The sequence below is a fragment of the Paenarthrobacter nicotinovorans genome (genome assembly GCF_021919345.1).
GTDB lineage: Bacteria > Actinomycetota > Actinomycetes > Actinomycetales > Micrococcaceae > Arthrobacter > Arthrobacter nicotinovorans.
This window is the reverse complement of the sequence record NZ_CP089293.1, coordinates 2,818,513-2,835,074: the sequence shown is the minus strand read 5'-3', so window position 1 is coordinate 2,835,074 and position 16,562 is coordinate 2,818,513. Positions and strand designations below refer to the sequence as shown.

The window sequence follows — 16,562 nt, the reverse complement described above, 5'->3', positions numbered from 1 at the left end:
CTCCACAAGCGGTAGGCCTTTCAAATGTTTTTTGTCGGTACGAGTCAGTACGGTAGATACATGAGTCATACGGAGTCGCCGGCGCTTGCCAACCACCTGATGGACACTGTTCTTCCCGTCCGCCCTGCCATGGTGGATCGCGGTTCGGGCGTCCGTATGAAACCCGGCATGGTTGAAGACGTCATCGGTTCAGGCACTGCCAAGGCCATGGTCATCTCGCAGCGCAAAGCGCTGGTGACTGCGGAGAGGCTCTGGTTCGGCGACGCCACCGCCCTGTGGACCGCACTGAAGGAGTCCGACGCCGGTGCTGCCGCCATATATTTGGGTACCACCTTGATGTCGTCCTCGTTGCCGGAAGGAACCCCGGTCCTCCTGTTCACAACCGCCGAGCCCCCGGTTGCGGGAACGGCTACGATCCCCTCGGACGTCGAGTGGGCCGGGTTCCGGGATGTGGCTGCCACCTTGGATGCCATGGACACTGCACTGTTCATCGAAGCCAGTGCGATTTCCAACTGGCATGCCACCCACACGCACTGCCCGCAATGCGGCAACCCCACGGAGGTTGAAGCGGGCGGCTGGGTCCGGCGCTGTCCCAAGGACAACTCTGAACATTACCCGCGCACCGATCCTGCCATCATTGTCACCGTGGTGGGACCAGATGGTCGTCTCCTGCTGGGTGGCGGCGGACCCGTGGACGCCAAAAACTACTCAACCCTGGCTGGATTCGTGGAGCCGGGCGAATCCCTGGAACAAGCTGTGGTGCGGGAAATCGGAGAAGAGGTGGGTGTCCGCGTGACGGCCTGCCAATACCTTGGCTCGCAGTCCTGGCCTTTCCCCGCGTCCCTCATGCTGGGGTTCACGGCCACCACTGACGACGCCGTTGCCAGGCCGGACGGCGTGGAGGTAACACGGGCGCGGTGGTTCAGCAGGGATGAGCTGCAGGAAGCTGTGCTCAGCGGCGAGATCACGATTTCCACGCGGCTTTCGATTGCCCGTTCCCTGATCGAGCACTGGTACGGCGGCGTCATCGAAGATCTCCAGCCGTGACAGAGGTGTTTTTCGACGCCGGTGGCTCACTTGAGGAGCGCATCCTCGGCGGCTTGGACGACGAGCAACGTGAAGTGGCAAGTACCCTGACAGGTCCCATGTGCGTGCTGGCCGGAGCTGGTACCGGAAAGACCCGTGCCATCACCCACCGCATCGCTTACGGTGTCCACTCAGGGGTCTACAGCCCTCAGCGGCTGCTGGCCGTGACATTCACCGCGCGGGCCGCTGCCGAAATGCGCAGCAGGCTTCGCGATCTTGGCGTGGCCAATGTGCAGGCCCGCACCTTCCACGCCGCAGCTTTGAGGCAGTTGCAGTTTTTCTGGCCGCAAGCCATTGGCGGCACCTTGCCGAATCTCTTGGACCACAAGGCCAACATGATCGCGGAGGCCTCCCGCCGCTTGCGCCTCAGTACGGACCGCGCTTCCATCAGGGACCTGGCGGCGGAGATCGAATGGGCAAAGGTATCCATGCTGACGCCCGCCAATTACCTGGAGAACGCCCAGGGCCGTGGGACGCCGGGCGGGTTCGATCTGACGGCAGTTTCGCGGGTTTTCCAAGCATACGAGGACATCAAGACTGACCGTAACGTCATCGATTTCGAAGATGTCCTGCTCATTACAGTGGGAATTCTCCAGGAGGATCCCAAGGTGGCTGCGACCGTTCGCGAGCAGTACCGGCATTTTGTGGTGGATGAGTACCAGGATGTTTCCCCGCTCCAGCAGCGGCTCCTGGATTTATGGCTTGGTGGCCGCGATGAGTTGTGCGTGGTCGGAGACGCCAGTCAGACCATCTATTCCTTCACAGGAGCCTCTCCCAAGCACCTGTTGGGATTCAAAACACAATTCCCTGGTGCAAGCGTGGTCAAGCTCATCCGTGACTACCGGTCCACACCCCAGGTCGTGAAGCTGGCCAACGATCTTCTCGGATCCCGGCGGAGCGGGGGACCCGTCGCCGATGCCGCATGGGCGCCGCCCCTCAAGCTCGTGGCCCAACGACCGTCCGGTCCGGAACCGAAGTTCATGGAGTGCCCGGACGACGAGGCCGAGGCAGCTGTCGTCGCAGGCAGGATCCAGGAGCTGCTCGATGCCGGGGTCCAGGCCAGCGAGATAGCCATCCTTTTCCGTACCAACGGTCAATCCGAGGCTTACGAACAGGCGTTGGCATCTGCGGGCATCGGTTACCAGCTTCGGGGTGGTGAACGGTTCTTCGCCCGAAAGGAAGTCCGTGATGCCATCCTGCAACTCCGGGCTGCCACCCGGGCCGTTGCGGAGGGCCCCCAGGAGCCCCTGGGCCAGATCGTTCGGGACATCGTAGCGTCCCTGGGATACACCGAAGCTGCCCCGCATAACGGGGGAGCCCTCCGTGAGCGCTGGGAATCTTTGGCCGCGCTGGTCGCCCTGGCTGACGAGTTGGCTGTGAGCCGCGGTGAGTCATTCACGTTGGCTGAGTTCGTCAACGAGCTCCAGGAACGTTCCGTGGCCCAACATGCCCCGACGGTCCAGGGTGTCACGCTTGCTTCGCTCCACTCTGCCAAGGGCCTCGAATGGGACGCAGTGTTCCTGGTGGGCCTCAGCGAAGGCCTGATGCCGATCTCCTTCGCCGATACGCCCGAAGACGTGGACGAGGAACGGCGGTTGCTCTACGTGGGCATCACCCGCGCACGTGAACACCTGAACCTGTCATGGTCAACGGCACGCACACCCGGCGGGAGGGCCAACCGTAAACCATCGAGGTTCCTGGACGGCCTTCGCCCCGACTCCGTGGCGTCCGCAAACGCCCGTAGCAAGACAGGCCCGGTGCGCAGGAAAGCTGCCGCACCGGCGTCGTGCAGGGTGTGCGGAAGCATGCTCGCCACCGGCGCTGAACGGAAGGTGGGACGCTGCAACCAATGCCCGCCCTCTTACGAGGAACAAACGTTCGACGCCCTGCGGCAATGGCGCAAAGACGAGGCAAAATCCGCCGATGTCCCTGCCTACGTCGTTTTCACCGACGCCACCTTGACGGCAATCGCCGAGGCCAAACCGACCTCCCTGGAAGAGCTGGCGGGCCTGGCCGGCATCGGACCGTCCAAGCTGGAGCGCTATGGCGAAGCTGTCCTGGCGGTCTTGGCGGAGAGCGCTGTTCTCTGATGGCAGGCGCACGGGCAGGGGACCGCGACGTGCCCCAGGTGACCGACGACGGAGCTCCGGTTGTCGTGCGCCGGTCAACAAGGCGGCGTCGAACGGTCGCAGCATTTTGGGAAGACGGCAACGCCGTGGTCGCTATCCCGGCGAGCTTCACCAAGTCCCAGGAGCGTGAATGGGTACGGCGCATGCTCGCCAAACTCAAGAAGCAAGGCGAGCAGCGGTCCGGCAGGAGCAAGCGCCGCCCCGCAACTGATGAAGTACTTGCTGAGCACGCCGCGCATCTTTCTCGTACCTACCTCGGCGGGCGTGCTGTCCCGTCGTCGGTCCGTTGGGTCGGTAACCAGAACTCGCGGTGGGGTTCGACGACGCCCGCAGATGGCAGCATCAGGTTGTCCAACAAGCTCCAACCCATGCCGCAGTGGGTGATTGATTACGTCCTGGTGCACGAGCTCGCGCACTTGCTTGTCGCAGGGCATAACGCGCACTTTTGGTCGTTGGTTGACGCCTACCCCGAGACCCAGCGGGCCAAGGCCTTCCTGGAGGGAGTGGCCTTCGCGACGTCGAGGGGGCTCACCGGAGAAGCCGGCCCCGAAGACCACTCCGATACAGCCTCGGACGAGGATTAAAGCAGCAACGGCCGCCTTTCGAGGCGACCGTTGCTGACGGTTGTGTTCGGGACCCGGTTATTTAACCGGCGGCTGGGGATCGTTGCCGTCGGAGTCAGGCTCCTCGGCCGGGGTGTCGGAAGATTCGGTTTCACCAGCGTCGTCGGCTGTTTCGTAGCCGCCGTCCAACAGTTTCTGAAGGGCGTCGTCCACTTCACTGTCGCTTGCCTCGGCGAGGCGCCTGCGCTCGGAGAAGCCCTTGGGATCGTCCAGGTCGGCGCCGGTGGGCAGCAGGTCCGGATGGTGCCAGATGGCATCGCGTCCGGCGATGCCGCGCTCTTCTTTGAGGGTGGCCCACAAGGTGGCAGCCTCCCTGAGGCGTCGAGGACGCAGCTCCAAGCCGACCAGTGAAGAGAAGGCATGTTCTGCCGGTCCACCGGTGGCGCGCCGGCGTCGGACGGTCTCACGCAGGGCGGTCGCGGAGGGCAGGACCTTGTCGGTGGCCTCAGCGGTAAGTTCGTCCACCCAACCCTCGACAAGAGCGAGGGCAGTCTCAAGCTTTTCCAAGGCGGCAGTCTGCACGGGGGTGCGTTCCGGAGTGAAGACGCCCTGGGACAGAGCCGCCTGGATGCCTTCAGGGTTGCTGGGATCGAGATCCCGGGCCAGGTCTTCAATGCGGGACATGTCGATGTGGATGCCGCGGGCGTAGGCCTCGATGGCACCGAGCAAGTGGCCACGCAGCCACGGAACCTGCACGAACAACCTGGCGTGCGCTGCTTCACGGACGGCCAGGAACAAACGGACGTCGTTCTCCGGCAGGCTGAGCCCTTCGCCGAACTTGGCGACGTTCGCCGGCAGGAGTGCCATTTCCAGGTCCGCCAATGGGACACCGATATCAGTGGAACTGACAACTTCCGCGGACAGGGCACCGATTGCCTGGCCCAACTGCATGCCGAAGATCGCTCCGCCCATGTTCTGCAGCATGGAGGAGGCTCCGCCCATCATGGACTTCATTTCCTCGGGCATTTGTTGGGTGAGTGCATTGGACAAAGCGTTGGCAACGCTGTTCGCTACCGGTTCGGTCAGCCGCTTCCAGGTCCCAAGCGTCGCTTCCACCCATTCAGCGCGCGACCAGCCGCGTCCGATCAATCCTGTGGCGGACAGGTCAGTGACGGGGTCGAGCCATAATTCGGCGAGCCTCAGGGCTTCGTCGACTTCCCTGGCTTGTTGGGCAGTGACCGATGGATCGCTGCTGGAGGCGGCCACCCGGCGGGCGTTCTCATGCGCAAGCTGCCAATTCACGGGGCCCTCGGAGGTGGAACTCATCATGGCCTGGACCTGGGCGAACATTTGCTGGAGCAGCTGGGGATCGTTGGGCAGGCCCGCAGCCTTGGCCAGTTCAGCGGGATCGATGTTGCCCATGCCCTGTCCGCCCATAAGGTTCTGCAGCATTTCTGCCAGGGGATCCTTGGGAGTCTCGTCGTCGTTGGACGGGTTGTTTGGGTTGGAAGTCATGGTGCCGCCGATCGTCGAACTGGCTGGTGATCTCTTTCACCGTACCGCGCGGCCGGAAAGCTGTCTGCCCGGACGCGGCGTCGTTCGCTGTAGGCAAAGCAGTACAGCTGCGCCGTACCGCGTAGTGTTGATGTTTGGTATGTGCTGCCGCCGCCTGCGGCGGGAGCAAGCCATAGGAACCGGTCACGCCATGCCGGAAAAAGAGAGGCCTCAATGCTTACTTCACCCAGCCCCGAGGGCTCCTTTACCTCGCGCCAGAGCCAGGATCCGCGTCAAAAGTCCGACGCCGATCCCTCCACGGTGCCTCCCGCACCTCCGGGTAACGGCCGCTACATGATCATGGTGATTTCAGGGCTGCTGGCTTTGGGCCTCGGCATCGGGGCGGCCGCGTTGCCGGTCCCGTACGTCATTGAGTCGGCCGGCCCGACGTTCAATACTCTGGGCAAGGACGGTGACAAGCCGGTCATCAGCATTTCCGGCCACGAGGCCTTCCCGGCCAAAGGGAACCTTGACCTCACTACCGTGGTCATGACCGGCGGTCCCAAGACTCCCGCCACTATTTTCGATGTCTTCCGTGCCTGGCTCGACAGTTCCAAGGCGATCTACCCCGAGGAACTCATTTATCCCAAGGGCACCACTGCAGAGCAGACGGTCCAGCAGGGCGAAATCGACATGGAGACATCTCAGGAGAATGCAGTGGCCGCAGCGTTGCGGCAGCTGGATATCCCCTTTGAGCAGCGGCTGGATGTTGCCGGCTTATCGGACCCCTCGCCGTCCGCCGGCAAGATCAAGGAAGGTGACCGCCTGAAGACCATCAACGGGAAGGCCATCACCTCGATGGCCGTAGTGCAGGCCGAACTTGCCGCGGGCGCGGGTGCTCCGGTCGCCGTCGGGGTGGAGCGGAACGGCGCCCTCGTCACCGAAACAGTTACCCCCACCAGGAACCAGGCTGACCGGTATGTCCTCGGGGTGCTGTTGTCGAGCGATTTCACCTTTCCTTTTGATGTCAGCATTTCGCTGGACAACGTTGGAGGTCCCAGTGCGGGAATGATGTTCGCTTTGGGGATCGTGGACAACCTGACACCGGGTGACCTGACCGGGGGCAAACACATCGCCGGCACAGGCACCATCACCGCCGACGGCAACGTGGGCGCGATTGGCGGCATTGCGCAGAAGATGATCGGTGCCCGCCAGCACGGAGCCACTATGTTCCTGGCCCCGGCGGCGAATTGTTCCGACGTCGTGGGGCATGTCCCGGATGGACTTCAGGTCGTCAAAGTGGAGACGTTGGCCGACGCGACCGCTGCCGTGGAGCGACTCGGGTCCGGACAGGACACGGCGGGCCTTCCCACCTGCACAAACAACTAGACTGGCGGTGGAACTTAGCTCCACCGCCACTCGTGGCATATATGACGGCCTCCGCCATATCCCAGCGGCAGAGAATGTCAAGTACTCGCACACCGACTGTTCACTGACACCAATGAGGTACAGAGTTTGTCCCGTCCCGCCAGCTCCAACCCGCCCGGAAGATCACCGCTGAGACGAGGTGCCCTGACTCCGACGCTCATTGTCGTGGCCGTGGCCGTCGTCGGGTTCATTTTCTTCGCCAATGTGTGGACTGACGTCCTCTGGTACCAGCAGCTTGGTTTCTTCGAAGTTTATCTTCGGGAAAATCTTGCCAGGATCATCACGTTCCTGGTCGGTTTCGCCATGATGTTCGCAGCGGTCTTCTTTGCCATCAGGATCGCGTACCGTTCACGCCCCGTCTACGCTCCTGATGCGGAGTCCCGGGATAACCTCAACCGCTACCAGGCGCAGCTCGAGCCTGTCCGTCGGGTGGTCATGATCGGCCTGCCTATTCTCTTCGGACTCTTTGCCGGAAGCGCGGCAGCCAGCCAATGGCAAAAAGCCTTGTTGTTCTTCAACCAGGAGCCCTTCGGCCAAACAGACCCCCTGTTCAACCTCGACATCAGCTTTTACCTGATGTCGTTGCCGTTCCTGGGTTTCGTCACCGGGTTCCTCATCAGTATTACCGTGGTGGCCGGCATCGCCGGCATCCTCACCCACTATCTCTATGGCAGCATCCGCCTCATGGAGCGGGGCATCTTCACCAGCCGTGCAGCGCAGATCCACATTGCGGTGACGGGCGCGCTCTTCCTGATCCTGCTGGGCGTCAACTTCTGGCTGGACAGGTACACCACCGTCCAGAGCAACTCCGGCCGCTGGGCCGGCGCCTTATACACGGACGTCAATGCCGTGGTGCCCACGAAGGCGATCCTCGCAGTTGCCGCGGCTTTGGTAGCCATCCTGTTCATTATTGCTGCGGTGATCGGCCGATGGCGCTTGCCGGTCATTGGTACCGCGATGCTGGTAATCACGGCGATCCTCGCCGGCGGCGTCTATCCTTGGGTTATCCAGCAGTTCCAGGTCCGCCCCTCGGAGAACACCCTTGAGCGGGAATTCATCGACCGCAACATCAACATGACGCGGTCTGCCTACGGCCTGGACAAGATTGATGTCTCTGCCTACAACGCCACGACGACGGCGACAGCCGGTGCATTGGCCGCGGACGCGCAGACCGCAGCCAACATCCGGCTCCTTGACCCGAACCTCATCTCATCGGCCTTTGCCCAGCTTGAGCAGTTCCGCCCCTACTACCAGTTCCCGCAGACCTTGAACGTCGACCGCTACATGGTGGACGGCAAGGTCCAGGACACGGTGATTGCAGTCCGTGAACTGAATCCCGACGGCCTGAGCGCGAACCAGCAGACCTGGGTCAACAGGCACATCGTGTACACGCACGGCTATGGCGTGGTGGCTGCAAAGGGCAACAAGTTCACCGCTGACGGCAAGCCCGAGTTCCTGCAGTCCGGCATTCCGTCCAACGGTGTCCTGGGCAACGACACTACCTACGAGCCCCGGATCTACTTCGGTGAGAACTCGCCCGAGTACTCGATTGTTGGTGCCCCGGATGGCGCTCCGAACCGCGAGCAGGACCGTCCGGCGAGCCGCGAAGGCGGGGGAGAGACGCAGTACACCTTCAATGGCAATGGTGGCCCGAACGTGGGCAACTGGCTCAACCGGATCCTCTACTCCATCAAGTTCCAGTCTTCGGACCTGTTGCTCTCGGACGGCGTCAACGCTGAATCGCAGATTCTCTACGACCGCAATCCCCGCGAACGGGTGGAGAAACTTGCTCCCTACCTGACGGTGGATGGCAATGCCTACCCGGCAGTGGTTGACGGCCGCGTGAAGTGGATTGTCGACGGCTACACCACCAGCCAGTACTTCCCGTATTCGCAGCCGCAGCAGCTGCAGAACGCCACGGCTGACTCGCAGACCAGCGCCGGTCGGACCGTTGCCCTGCCGAACAGCTCCGTGAACTACATCAGGAACTCGGTCAAGGCCACCGTTGATGCCTACGACGGTTCGGTAAACCTCTACGCCTGGGACGACCAGGACCCCATCCTGAAGGCATGGCAGAAGGTTTTCCCGACCACCATCAAGCCGTACTCGGAGATGTCCGGCGACCTCATGAGCCACGTCCGCTACCCGGAGGATCTCTTCAAGGTCCAGCGTGAACTCCTGGGCCGCTACCACGTGACGGATCCTGACAACTTCTACCAGAACAACGACGCGTGGAGCGTTCCGAACGATCCCACCGTTTCCGAGGCAGTAAAGCAGCCGCCGTTCTACATGTCCCTGCAGATGCCTGACCAGGAGAAGCCTGCGTTCCAGCTGACCTCGTCGTTCATCCCGCAAACCGTGAACGGAAACGCCAGGAACATTCTGTACGGCTTCCTTGCGGCAGATTCCGACGCCGGCAATGTCAAGGGCGTCAAGGCAGACAGCTACGGCAAGCTGCGGCTCCTGCAACTGCCAACCGACACACAGGTTCCTGGTCCGGGACAGGCACAGAACAAGTTCAACTCGGACCCCACAGTGTCACAGGCGTTGAACCTCCTGCGCCAAGGTGCGTCCGACGTTCTGAACGGCAACCTGCTCACCTTGCCCGTCGGTGGCGGCCTGCTGTATGTCCAGCCTGTCTACCTGAAATCCACGGGTGAGACGTCCTACCCGACACTGCAGCGTGTTCTGGTTGCCTTCGGCGACAAGATCGGTTTTGCGCCGACGCTTGACGCGGCCCTGGACCAGCTGTTCGGCGGCAACTCCGGAGCAACGGCGGGCGACTCGGCCAATAATGGCCAGACGCCCACCACGCCCCCGGGAACAACTACCCCGCCAGCCGGACCTACGGATGCCAAGGCTGACCTCAAGGCAGCCTTGGAGGCGGCCAACAAGGCCATCCAGGACGGTCAAGGAGCCCTTGCCAAGGGTGACTTTGCCGGTTACGGCGAACAGCAGAACAAGCTGTCAGAAGCCTTGAAGAAGGCCATGGACGCTGAAGCCCGACTGGGGACAACGTCGACGCCGTCAGCTACTCCAAGCGCGACGCCGTCACCATCGCCGAGCAGCTAAGGCCGCGCGTCGATTGAAGGCCGGCACCCGCTCCTTATGGAGCGGGTGCCGGCCTTTTTTGCACGTGCCGACCATCCGTGGGGCGGGGGAGATGCACATCACGTCGCCAGGATTTGGTCTGCCATTCAGCGGACGGTAATGTTGTTCTTGCGACGCGGGGTGGAGCAGTTCGGTAGCTCGCTGGGCTCATAACCCAGAGGTCACAGGTTCAAATCCTGTCCCCGCAACTGGAGAAAAGGTCCGGATCAGTAATAGCTGATCCGGACCTTTTGTTTTGCTCCCAACCCTTGCTCACGTCCCGCGTGTTTGCTCCCAACCCTTGCTCACGTTCCGCGTGTTTGCTCCCAACCCTTGCTCACGTTCCGGCTGTTTGGGCGCGACCTTGCTCAAGTCCCGCGTGTTTGCTCCCAACCCTTACTCACGTCCCGGCTGTTTGGGCGCGACCCTTGCTCACGTCCCGCGTGTTTGCCCCCAACCCTCGTTCACGTCCCGCGTGTTTGGGCGCAACCCTTGCTCACGTCCCGCGTGTTTGGGCGCAACCCTTGCTCACGTCCCGGCTGTTTGGGCGCAACCCTCGCTCACATCCCGCGTGTTTGGGCGCAACCCTCGCTCATGTGGACCAAGACTGCAGCGTGATCTGCGGCACCTTTGATGGCCTATGGTCAGAGACACCCTGAACCGTGGGGTAGAGTTGTTCTTGCGACGCGGGGTGGAGCAGTTCGGTAGCTCGCTGGGCTCATAACCCAGAGGTCACAGGTTCAAATCCTGTCCCCGCAACTGGAGAAAAGATCCGGATCAGTGAAACTGGTCCGGATCTTTTGTTTAACCCAGGGCGCTGAAAGATGTCGTTGACGACGTGGGTGCTAGCATCGAATCCGGATTTGCTGAGGCAGGAAAAATTCTTCGATGGGACAGCCTATGGTCAATGGTGACGTCAACTCAGGCCCCGAGCACAAAACACTTCAGAGGGACAGCCCTGTAGCGGTGTACCAGCAGGTGGCTGACGTCCTGACGGACCAAGTGAGCCGTCTGGAACCGGGATCGCGCATTCCCACCGAAGAGGCCCTCATGGACGAATATGGGATCAGCCGAACGACTGTCCGGAAGGCAATCGAAACGCTGGTGTCCAAGGGGCTGCTGGTCCGTCGGCAGGGGAAGGGCACTTTCGTGATGGCCCAGCGCCCGGTGAAGATGCTGAATCGACTGGCACCCTTCATGGAAACCTTTACCGCTGCCGGCATGAAGACCGTCAAGGGCCTCATCGAATACAAATGGATGGAAAAGGACCGCAGTGTTCCAGCGAAATTGGTTTCCGATGACAACCTGGTTTTGGTAATCCGACGTTCCTACTCGAGTGCTGGGTGGCCGTACGCAATTGCGGAGATCTTCATTCCCTCACATATTGGGCGGCACATCAGCTTGGCTGACGCCGAGCGGAATTCCATCTACCAGGTCATCCAGGACAGAACGCTGAAGCCCCTCCATCGCGCCGAGATCACCGTGACCATGCATGCACCCCCTGAGCACCTTGCAGACGCTCTGAACGTGCGTGGGTTCGCGATGGTGCCCAGGCTCGAAAGGACCACGCTTGGACCCCATGGAGAGGTCCTGGAGTGCACAGTGACCTATTTCCATCCGAAGGGATTCGAAATTCGCGCCGAGGTTGCAACAGATGCCAGCCCGGGGCAAGAAACGCCGTCATCCACCGAAGGGCAGGCGGCCAGCGCTTAAAACGAAGTGGGCAGGATCCCTCGGGATCCTGCCCACTTGGCTGTCAGCAACGCGTGGAAGGGGGTACCCTCCCGTTCGGCCTAGAGTTTGTCGAAGTCAGCTTCGTCGACCGTCGCCTCGGCGGATGCAGGGGCTCCGGCACCGATTGCCGGCTTGGAGCCGCCGGACTTCAGTGCAGCAAGACGGGCTTCGATCTCCGTCTGCTCACCAAGGTCCTCAAGCTGGTTGAATTGTGCGTCGAGACTGGAGCTGGCAAGCTCCTGCTGGCCGAGGACCTTGGCCTCTTCCCGGCGGATCTTTTCCTCGAAGCGGCCAACCTCGCTCGTGGGATCCATGATGTCGATGCTCTTGAGGGCATCGTGTACCTGGGACTGCGCGGCAGCCGTCTTGGAACGTGCCACCAGCTCATTGCGCTTGGCGGTGAGCTGGTTGAGCTTGTTCTTCATCTGGTCAAGACCGGTCTTGAGCTTGTCCACGACCTCGGTCTGGGACGCGATGCTCGGTTCGGCCGCCTTTGCCTCGGACTCTGCGGTCATTTGGCGCTGGATGGCCACTTTGGCCAGGTTGTCGAACTTCTGGGCATCCACGGTGTCGCCGGCCGCGCGGTACTCGTCGGCTTTCCGGGACGCGGCCAAGGCTTTGTTGCCCCAGTCCTGTGCGTTCTTGATGTCCTCGTTGTAGTCCGCCTGCAGCATCCGGAGGTTGCCGATGGTCTGTGCCACGGCGGACTCGGCTTCGGCAATGTTGTTCGTGTAGTCGCGGACCATCTGGTCCAGCATTTTCTGCGGGTCTTCTGCCTGGTCAAGCAAGGCGTTGATGTTGGCCTTTGCCAGCTGCGAGATCCGACCGAAAATGGACTGCTTAACCATGGTGTTGCCTTTCGTCCTGCTCAGTGATGCCCACTGAATTCAGTGATCAGTTGTTGTACCGCTTCTATGCGGGGCACGGACCCCACTTAGTCTGTTGGGTCAGAAGCTGCCGGAGTCGCCGCCGCCGAAGTCGCCCCCACCGCCGCCGAAGTCGCCGCCGCCTGAGTCGCCGCCGAAGAAGCCGCCGCCTCCACCGCCGTCGTTGTGGCCGCCGCCCCAGCCACCTCCGCCGCCATTCAGGATGGAGTTGATGAGGATTCCACCTAGGATTGCGCCGCCAAGGCCCCCGCCACCGCCTCCGCCGCCAAACATGCCGCCGCGGCCATAGCCTTGGTCGGCGTAGCCGAACTGGTCGACATCGGATTGTGCGAGCTGGGCGGCCTGTGCCGCCAGCGAGTGGGCCTGCTGAGCGTAGGTCAGCGCGGTCACCGGGTCATTGCGGGAGATGGACAGGGCGTAGTCGAGATTGCGCTGGGCTTCGGCCAGCCGTGTCCTGGCTTCTGTACCAACGCCACCACGACGAGCCGTGATGTAGTCCGAGGTCGCACTGATCTGGGCCTGTGCAGCCATGATGGTTTGCTGCAGTGAGGCCTGCGCACGACGGGCCTGCTCCTGCTGATCCCGGATACCGGAGAGCGACTGGTCCAAGGCCTGGTGGGCCGACTCAACTCGGCTGAGAGTGGCAATGGGATCGATCTTGCCGCCCTGGATTTCGGTCTTCACCTGTGCCAAAGCGGCTTCCACACCGGCCACCGGTCCCGCGAGTTCCGGATGGGCACCCGATTGGATCATCGCCCTTGCCTGGGCGAGGTCCTGACTGGTCTCGGCTACGGCACCATCGAGGGAGGCGCGTGCTTCATCCAGGCTGCCGGCAGTCTTGGAGATGGCCTCGATCAGGATGTTGGTCTGGTGAAGGCTTTCCTCAGCAGCGCGCACAGCAACTGCTGCCATGCTGCTCTCGCCAGCCGTCAGCTTCTCCTCTGCCGTGGTTGCTGCGTTCTGGACGAACGCCAGGCGTTCCTTGGCCTGCAAAATGTTGTCGGAGACCTGGGTCAACGCGGATTCAGCGTACTTGGCACGGAGGCCGTCGAGAGACTGCTCGGCGTTGGCGATCTTGGCGTCGGCTTCCTTCGCCCCGGCCGTCACTGCTGCCAAGGCCTGCGGCGCGTTTTTTTCCAGTTCGCGCAGGGAGTCGAAATCAGCCTTCTGGTCACGCAAGGACGCCAGGGCTGCTTCGGAACGACGGATGATCTCGCCGAGCCAGCTGCGCTGCTGTTCTTCAGTGTCCGGGATGTGGTCGTCCAGTTGCTGCTGAAGCTTGAAGGACTCCGTCATGTGGCCCTTGGCCTCTTCCAGGGCCTTGGTGAAGTTGCCAATCGCGGTGTCACCGTACTGCGCCTGCGCAAAGCCCAGCTCCTGTTCGCTGGAGCGGATGGCGTCGTCTGCTTCGATCAGCAGCGAGCCGCTCTTCTGACGCAGTTCCGGGATACTGAGGCCCGCGAGCGGGTCAAGCTGTTCGCCTTGCGGTCCGTAGCTGGCGCTGACGGCTTTGGTGCCGCCCTTCTTACGCCGGTTTCGGAGATACAGGTAGGTTCCCGCGCCGCCGGCAGCTACAACACCGATTCCGACAAGGACGCCGACGCTTCCGTTTCCGCTCGGAACAGTCCCGCTGCCTCCGCCTGCGGCATCACCAATGGCGGCTGCAGTATCGATCGCGGCCTGGGCAAAGTCTTTCTTACCCCCTGCGAGATTGGCGGTCACCGCGTTCTGCGTGATGTTGGCCTGTTTGGAGGCAATTGAACTCGCCGAGTTCACTACGAAGTTGTACTGGCCAGCAGCGGAGATGGGGAGGATGGCGTCTGCCTTGCCCATCTTCTTCGCTGTCGCGACGGCCTTTGTCCATTCTTTGGGATCCGTCGGGTTCTCGAACGAATCCACCGTCACCACGTACAGGTTGTACTTGTGGTCCTTGAGCGTCTTCTGGATGGCGTCCTGGACTTCACCCTTGCGGCTTCCCAGGAGGTTTGCATCGTCCACGATGTTTTGACCGGACGGGATTGTGACTGGATCCGCCGCCCAAGCCGCGCCGGCCGGTAGGGCCAACAATCCAGCCACGCCAATGACAGCGAGTACGCGTTTAAATATTGACCGCATGTGCAACCCTTCAGCACGTCTGCGACTGGAACAAGGCGTACCAATCGTCACAGAATGCTCAGCGCCCCCACGCATGGTGTAAAGCCGCAGGTCGCTGTGGCAATTCCTCTTGATTCTATGGTGCACCCCATGGCCCGTCCACAGGGGTGAATATGCCACCAGCGAAATATAGGAGAAACATGGATTGTTGCCTCGTTGAGAGGCATCTAGGCGGCCCCGCAAGCGCAGACCTTAGCCTTTCAGGAAGCTCCCAGCGAACGTCCCCTTTTGTTCCAGTTATTGGGTACATAGTTGTTGAAGACGAGGACGAAAGGAAGACCCATGACGGAGAACCCAGCGCAGGGCAACGGACCGGAAGGTCGAGAGCCATCACAGCCCCATGCAACGTCGGGCCAGCACAATGATGCCAGCGGGCACAACGATGGCGCCCAGCAGCAACCTGCCTGGACTTCAGGGCAAAACCAGGGCGCGGATGGCGCGTCCCAGGCCACGACGCCCCTGCCGGCGTTCCAGCCGCAGGCCCAGGACCAGCAGCAGGGCCAGCAGCAGGGCCATGGTCAGCAGCAAGGCCAGCCGCAGAACCAGCAGCCCTACTACGGCACTCCACAGCATCAGGATCCGGCGCAGCGCCCCAACTACCCGCAGCACCAGCCCTTCTACGGTGGCGGAGCAAACCCGGGCGGCAACAACCCCGGCCCACAGTTCCAGAGCACCCAGGGCCAGCACCCCCAGGGCCAGCACGCTCAGGGAGTCCATCACGCGACCGTAACCACCAAACGCAAGCCCGCGTTCGGAGTGGGAACACTTGTGGCGAGCATGCTCGCAGCGGGCCTCATTGGCGGTGGAGTTGTCGCGGGCAGCAACGCGTTGTGGGACAACCCCGCGCCGGCAGCGTCCACGGGTGGCCAGTCCAGCACCGTCATCGTGAACAACAAGGATGATGTCAACGTGATCACCGCCGCGGCCGCCAAGGCTTCACCCAGCGTGGTCACCATCAAGGCCACCAGCGGAAATGAAGGCGGAACCGGATCCGGAGTCATCCTGGACGATCAGGGCCATATCCTCACCAACACCCACGTCGTGACATTGGATGGCGCTACGTCCAACGCCGCCATCGAGGTCCGTACCAGCGACGGCAAGGTCCTGAAGGCAACCGTTGTCGGAACGGATCCGTTGTCCGACCTCGCCGTCATCAAGGTCAGCGACGCCTCGGGTTTGGTTCCTGCCACCCTGGGTGACTCGTCGAAGATCAACGTGGGGGACACCGCCGTCGCAATCGGTTCGCCCTTGGGCCTGACCGGTACGGTGACGGACGGTATTGTCTCCACCCTCAACCGCACCATCAGCGTGGCTTCTTCGGCAGCGCCGAAGGAGGGCACCGACAATTCGCAGGGCGGCGACCAGGGCTTCCAGTTTGCGCCGCCGAACGGCCAGCAGGGTCAGTCCACCGCCAACGAAGGTTCCATTGCCATCAACGTGATCCAGACGGATGCTGCGATCAACCCGGGCAACTCGGGCGGCGCGTTGGTGAACAGCAAGGGCGAGATCATCGGCGTCAACGTCGCCATTGCATCCGCCGGCAGCGGCACGTCCGATTCGTCGAGCGGCAACATCGGCGTGGGCTTCAGCATCCCTATCAACCATGCCAAGCGCGTGGCCCAGGAAATCATCGATTCCGGAAAGGCCAGCCACGGCCAGTTCGGCGTTTCGGTCCGGGCGAAGTCTGCGACCAGCAGCGACTCAGGGTTCAGCGTGGGCGCGGAGGTTGCCTCGGTGACCTCCGGTTCTGCCGCAGCAAAGGCCGGCATCAAGGTTGGGGACGTCGTCACGAAGTTCGGTGACTACGCTGTCAGCGATCCCAACCAGTTGACTGCAGCGGTGCGGGAGCAGCCTGCAGGCGCCAAGGTCAAGGTCACCATCCAGCGTGGTGGCCAGAGCCAGGAAGTCGAGGTCACCCTCGACGCGGCGCAGCAGTAAGGCCCGGGAGAGGCAAACCATGACGACGGCCGGCACCTTTGAGGTGCGGGCCGTCGTCG

General features: G+C 62.3%; 10 protein-coding genes and 2 tRNA genes. 9 read left to right on the top strand and 3 right to left on the bottom strand.

Annotation, left to right across the window (positions count from 1 at the left end; all coding sequences use genetic code 11):
• Positions 1-60: 60 nt before the first annotated feature.
• From nudC to JMY29_RS13145, 3 genes are read left to right on the top strand one after another with little or no spacing between them, the layout of a single operon-like run.
• Complete coding sequence (nudC, locus tag JMY29_RS13155; protein WP_189075194.1) at positions 61-1,047, top strand: NAD(+) diphosphatase; 987 nt, start codon at positions 61-63, stop codon at positions 1,045-1,047.
• The gene (locus JMY29_RS13150) at positions 1,044-3,176 is read left to right on the top strand and encodes an ATP-dependent DNA helicase UvrD2 (RefSeq protein WP_055971890.1); all 2,133 of its coding nucleotides are present in this window, start codon (positions 1,044-1,046) and stop codon (positions 3,174-3,176) included. The genes nudC and JMY29_RS13150 overlap by 4 nt, the downstream gene beginning before the upstream one ends.
• Positions 3,176-3,799 (top strand): M48 metallopeptidase family protein, encoded by a 624-nt coding sequence (locus JMY29_RS13145; protein ID WP_055971893.1) that lies wholly within the window; start codon positions 3,176-3,178, stop codon positions 3,797-3,799. Before JMY29_RS13150 ends, JMY29_RS13145 begins: the two co-directional genes overlap by 1 nt.
• 57 nt (positions 3,800-3,856) lie before the next feature.
• Here the strand turns inward: JMY29_RS13145 and JMY29_RS13140 are convergent, their stop codons facing one another.
• On the bottom strand, positions 3,857-5,293 hold the full coding sequence (locus JMY29_RS13140; RefSeq protein ID WP_110503896.1) for a zinc-dependent metalloprotease: 1,437 nt from the start codon (positions 5,291-5,293) through the stop codon (positions 3,857-3,859).
• 213 nt (positions 5,294-5,506) lie between these two features.
• On the opposite strand from JMY29_RS13140, the gene JMY29_RS13135 reads away from it, so the two are divergent.
• The 5 genes from JMY29_RS13135 to JMY29_RS13115 all read left to right on the top strand — a co-directional run bounded on the left by JMY29_RS13135 (position 5,507) and on the right by JMY29_RS13115 (position 11,503).
• The gene (locus tag JMY29_RS13135) at positions 5,507-6,661 is read left to right on the top strand and encodes a YlbL family protein (protein WP_018776488.1); all 1,155 of its coding nucleotides are present in this window, start codon (positions 5,507-5,509) and stop codon (positions 6,659-6,661) included.
• A gap of 126 nt (positions 6,662-6,787) precedes the next feature.
• A complete protein-coding gene (locus JMY29_RS13130; protein WP_026266956.1) occupies positions 6,788-9,772 on the top strand; it encodes a UPF0182 family membrane protein in 2,985 nt (994 codons plus the stop codon).
• 153 nt (positions 9,773-9,925) lie between these two features.
• Positions 9,926-9,999, top strand: a tRNA-Met gene (locus JMY29_RS13125).
• A 476-nt stretch (positions 10,000-10,475) separates the two neighbouring features.
• Positions 10,476-10,549 (top strand) — tRNA-Met (locus JMY29_RS13120).
• 129 nt (positions 10,550-10,678) lie between these two features.
• Positions 10,679-11,503, top strand: a complete 825-nt coding sequence (locus JMY29_RS13115) for a GntR family transcriptional regulator (RefSeq protein WP_110503897.1) — start codon at positions 10,679-10,681, stop codon at positions 11,501-11,503.
• A gap of 80 nt (positions 11,504-11,583) precedes the next feature.
• Here the strand turns inward: JMY29_RS13115 and JMY29_RS13110 are convergent, their stop codons facing one another.
• Both JMY29_RS13110 and JMY29_RS13105 read right to left on the bottom strand, forming a co-directional pair.
• Entirely contained in the window at positions 11,584-12,372 is a 789-nt protein-coding gene (locus JMY29_RS13110; protein ID WP_018776485.1) for a PspA/IM30 family protein, read from the bottom strand.
• 99 nt (positions 12,373-12,471) lie between these two features.
• Complete coding sequence (locus JMY29_RS13105) at positions 12,472-14,526, bottom strand: TPM domain-containing protein (RefSeq protein ID WP_189075193.1); 2,055 nt, start codon at positions 14,524-14,526, stop codon at positions 12,472-12,474.
• 321 nt (positions 14,527-14,847) lie between these two features.
• Between JMY29_RS13105 and JMY29_RS13100 the strand changes: the two genes are divergently transcribed.
• Positions 14,848-16,503 (top strand): S1C family serine protease, encoded by a 1,656-nt coding sequence (locus JMY29_RS13100; RefSeq protein WP_026266955.1) that lies wholly within the window; start codon positions 14,848-14,850, stop codon positions 16,501-16,503.
• Positions 16,504-16,562: the final 59 nt, after the last annotated feature.

Bases quoted from the DNA above. Each gene is read 5' to 3' on its own strand.
- JMY29_RS13145 (WP_055971893.1), top strand. From the start codon at position 3,176: ATGGCAGGCGCACGGGCAGGGGACCGCGACGTGCCCCAGGTGACCGAC.
- nudC (WP_189075194.1), top strand. From the start codon at position 61: ATGAGTCATACGGAGTCGCCGGCGCTTGCCAACCACCTGATGGACACT.
- JMY29_RS13105 (WP_189075193.1), bottom strand. From the start codon at position 14,526: ATGCGGTCAATATTTAAACGCGTACTCGCTGTCATTGGCGTGGCTGGA.
- JMY29_RS13140 (WP_110503896.1), bottom strand. From the start codon at position 5,293: ATGACTTCCAACCCAAACAACCCGTCCAACGACGACGAGACTCCCAAG.
- JMY29_RS13100 (WP_026266955.1), top strand. From the start codon at position 14,848: ATGACGGAGAACCCAGCGCAGGGCAACGGACCGGAAGGTCGAGAGCCA.
- JMY29_RS13135 (WP_018776488.1), top strand. From the start codon at position 5,507: ATGCTTACTTCACCCAGCCCCGAGGGCTCCTTTACCTCGCGCCAGAGC.
- JMY29_RS13110 (WP_018776485.1), bottom strand. From the start codon at position 12,372: ATGGTTAAGCAGTCCATTTTCGGTCGGATCTCGCAGCTGGCAAAGGCC.
- JMY29_RS13115 (WP_110503897.1), top strand. From the start codon at position 10,679: ATGGGACAGCCTATGGTCAATGGTGACGTCAACTCAGGCCCCGAGCAC.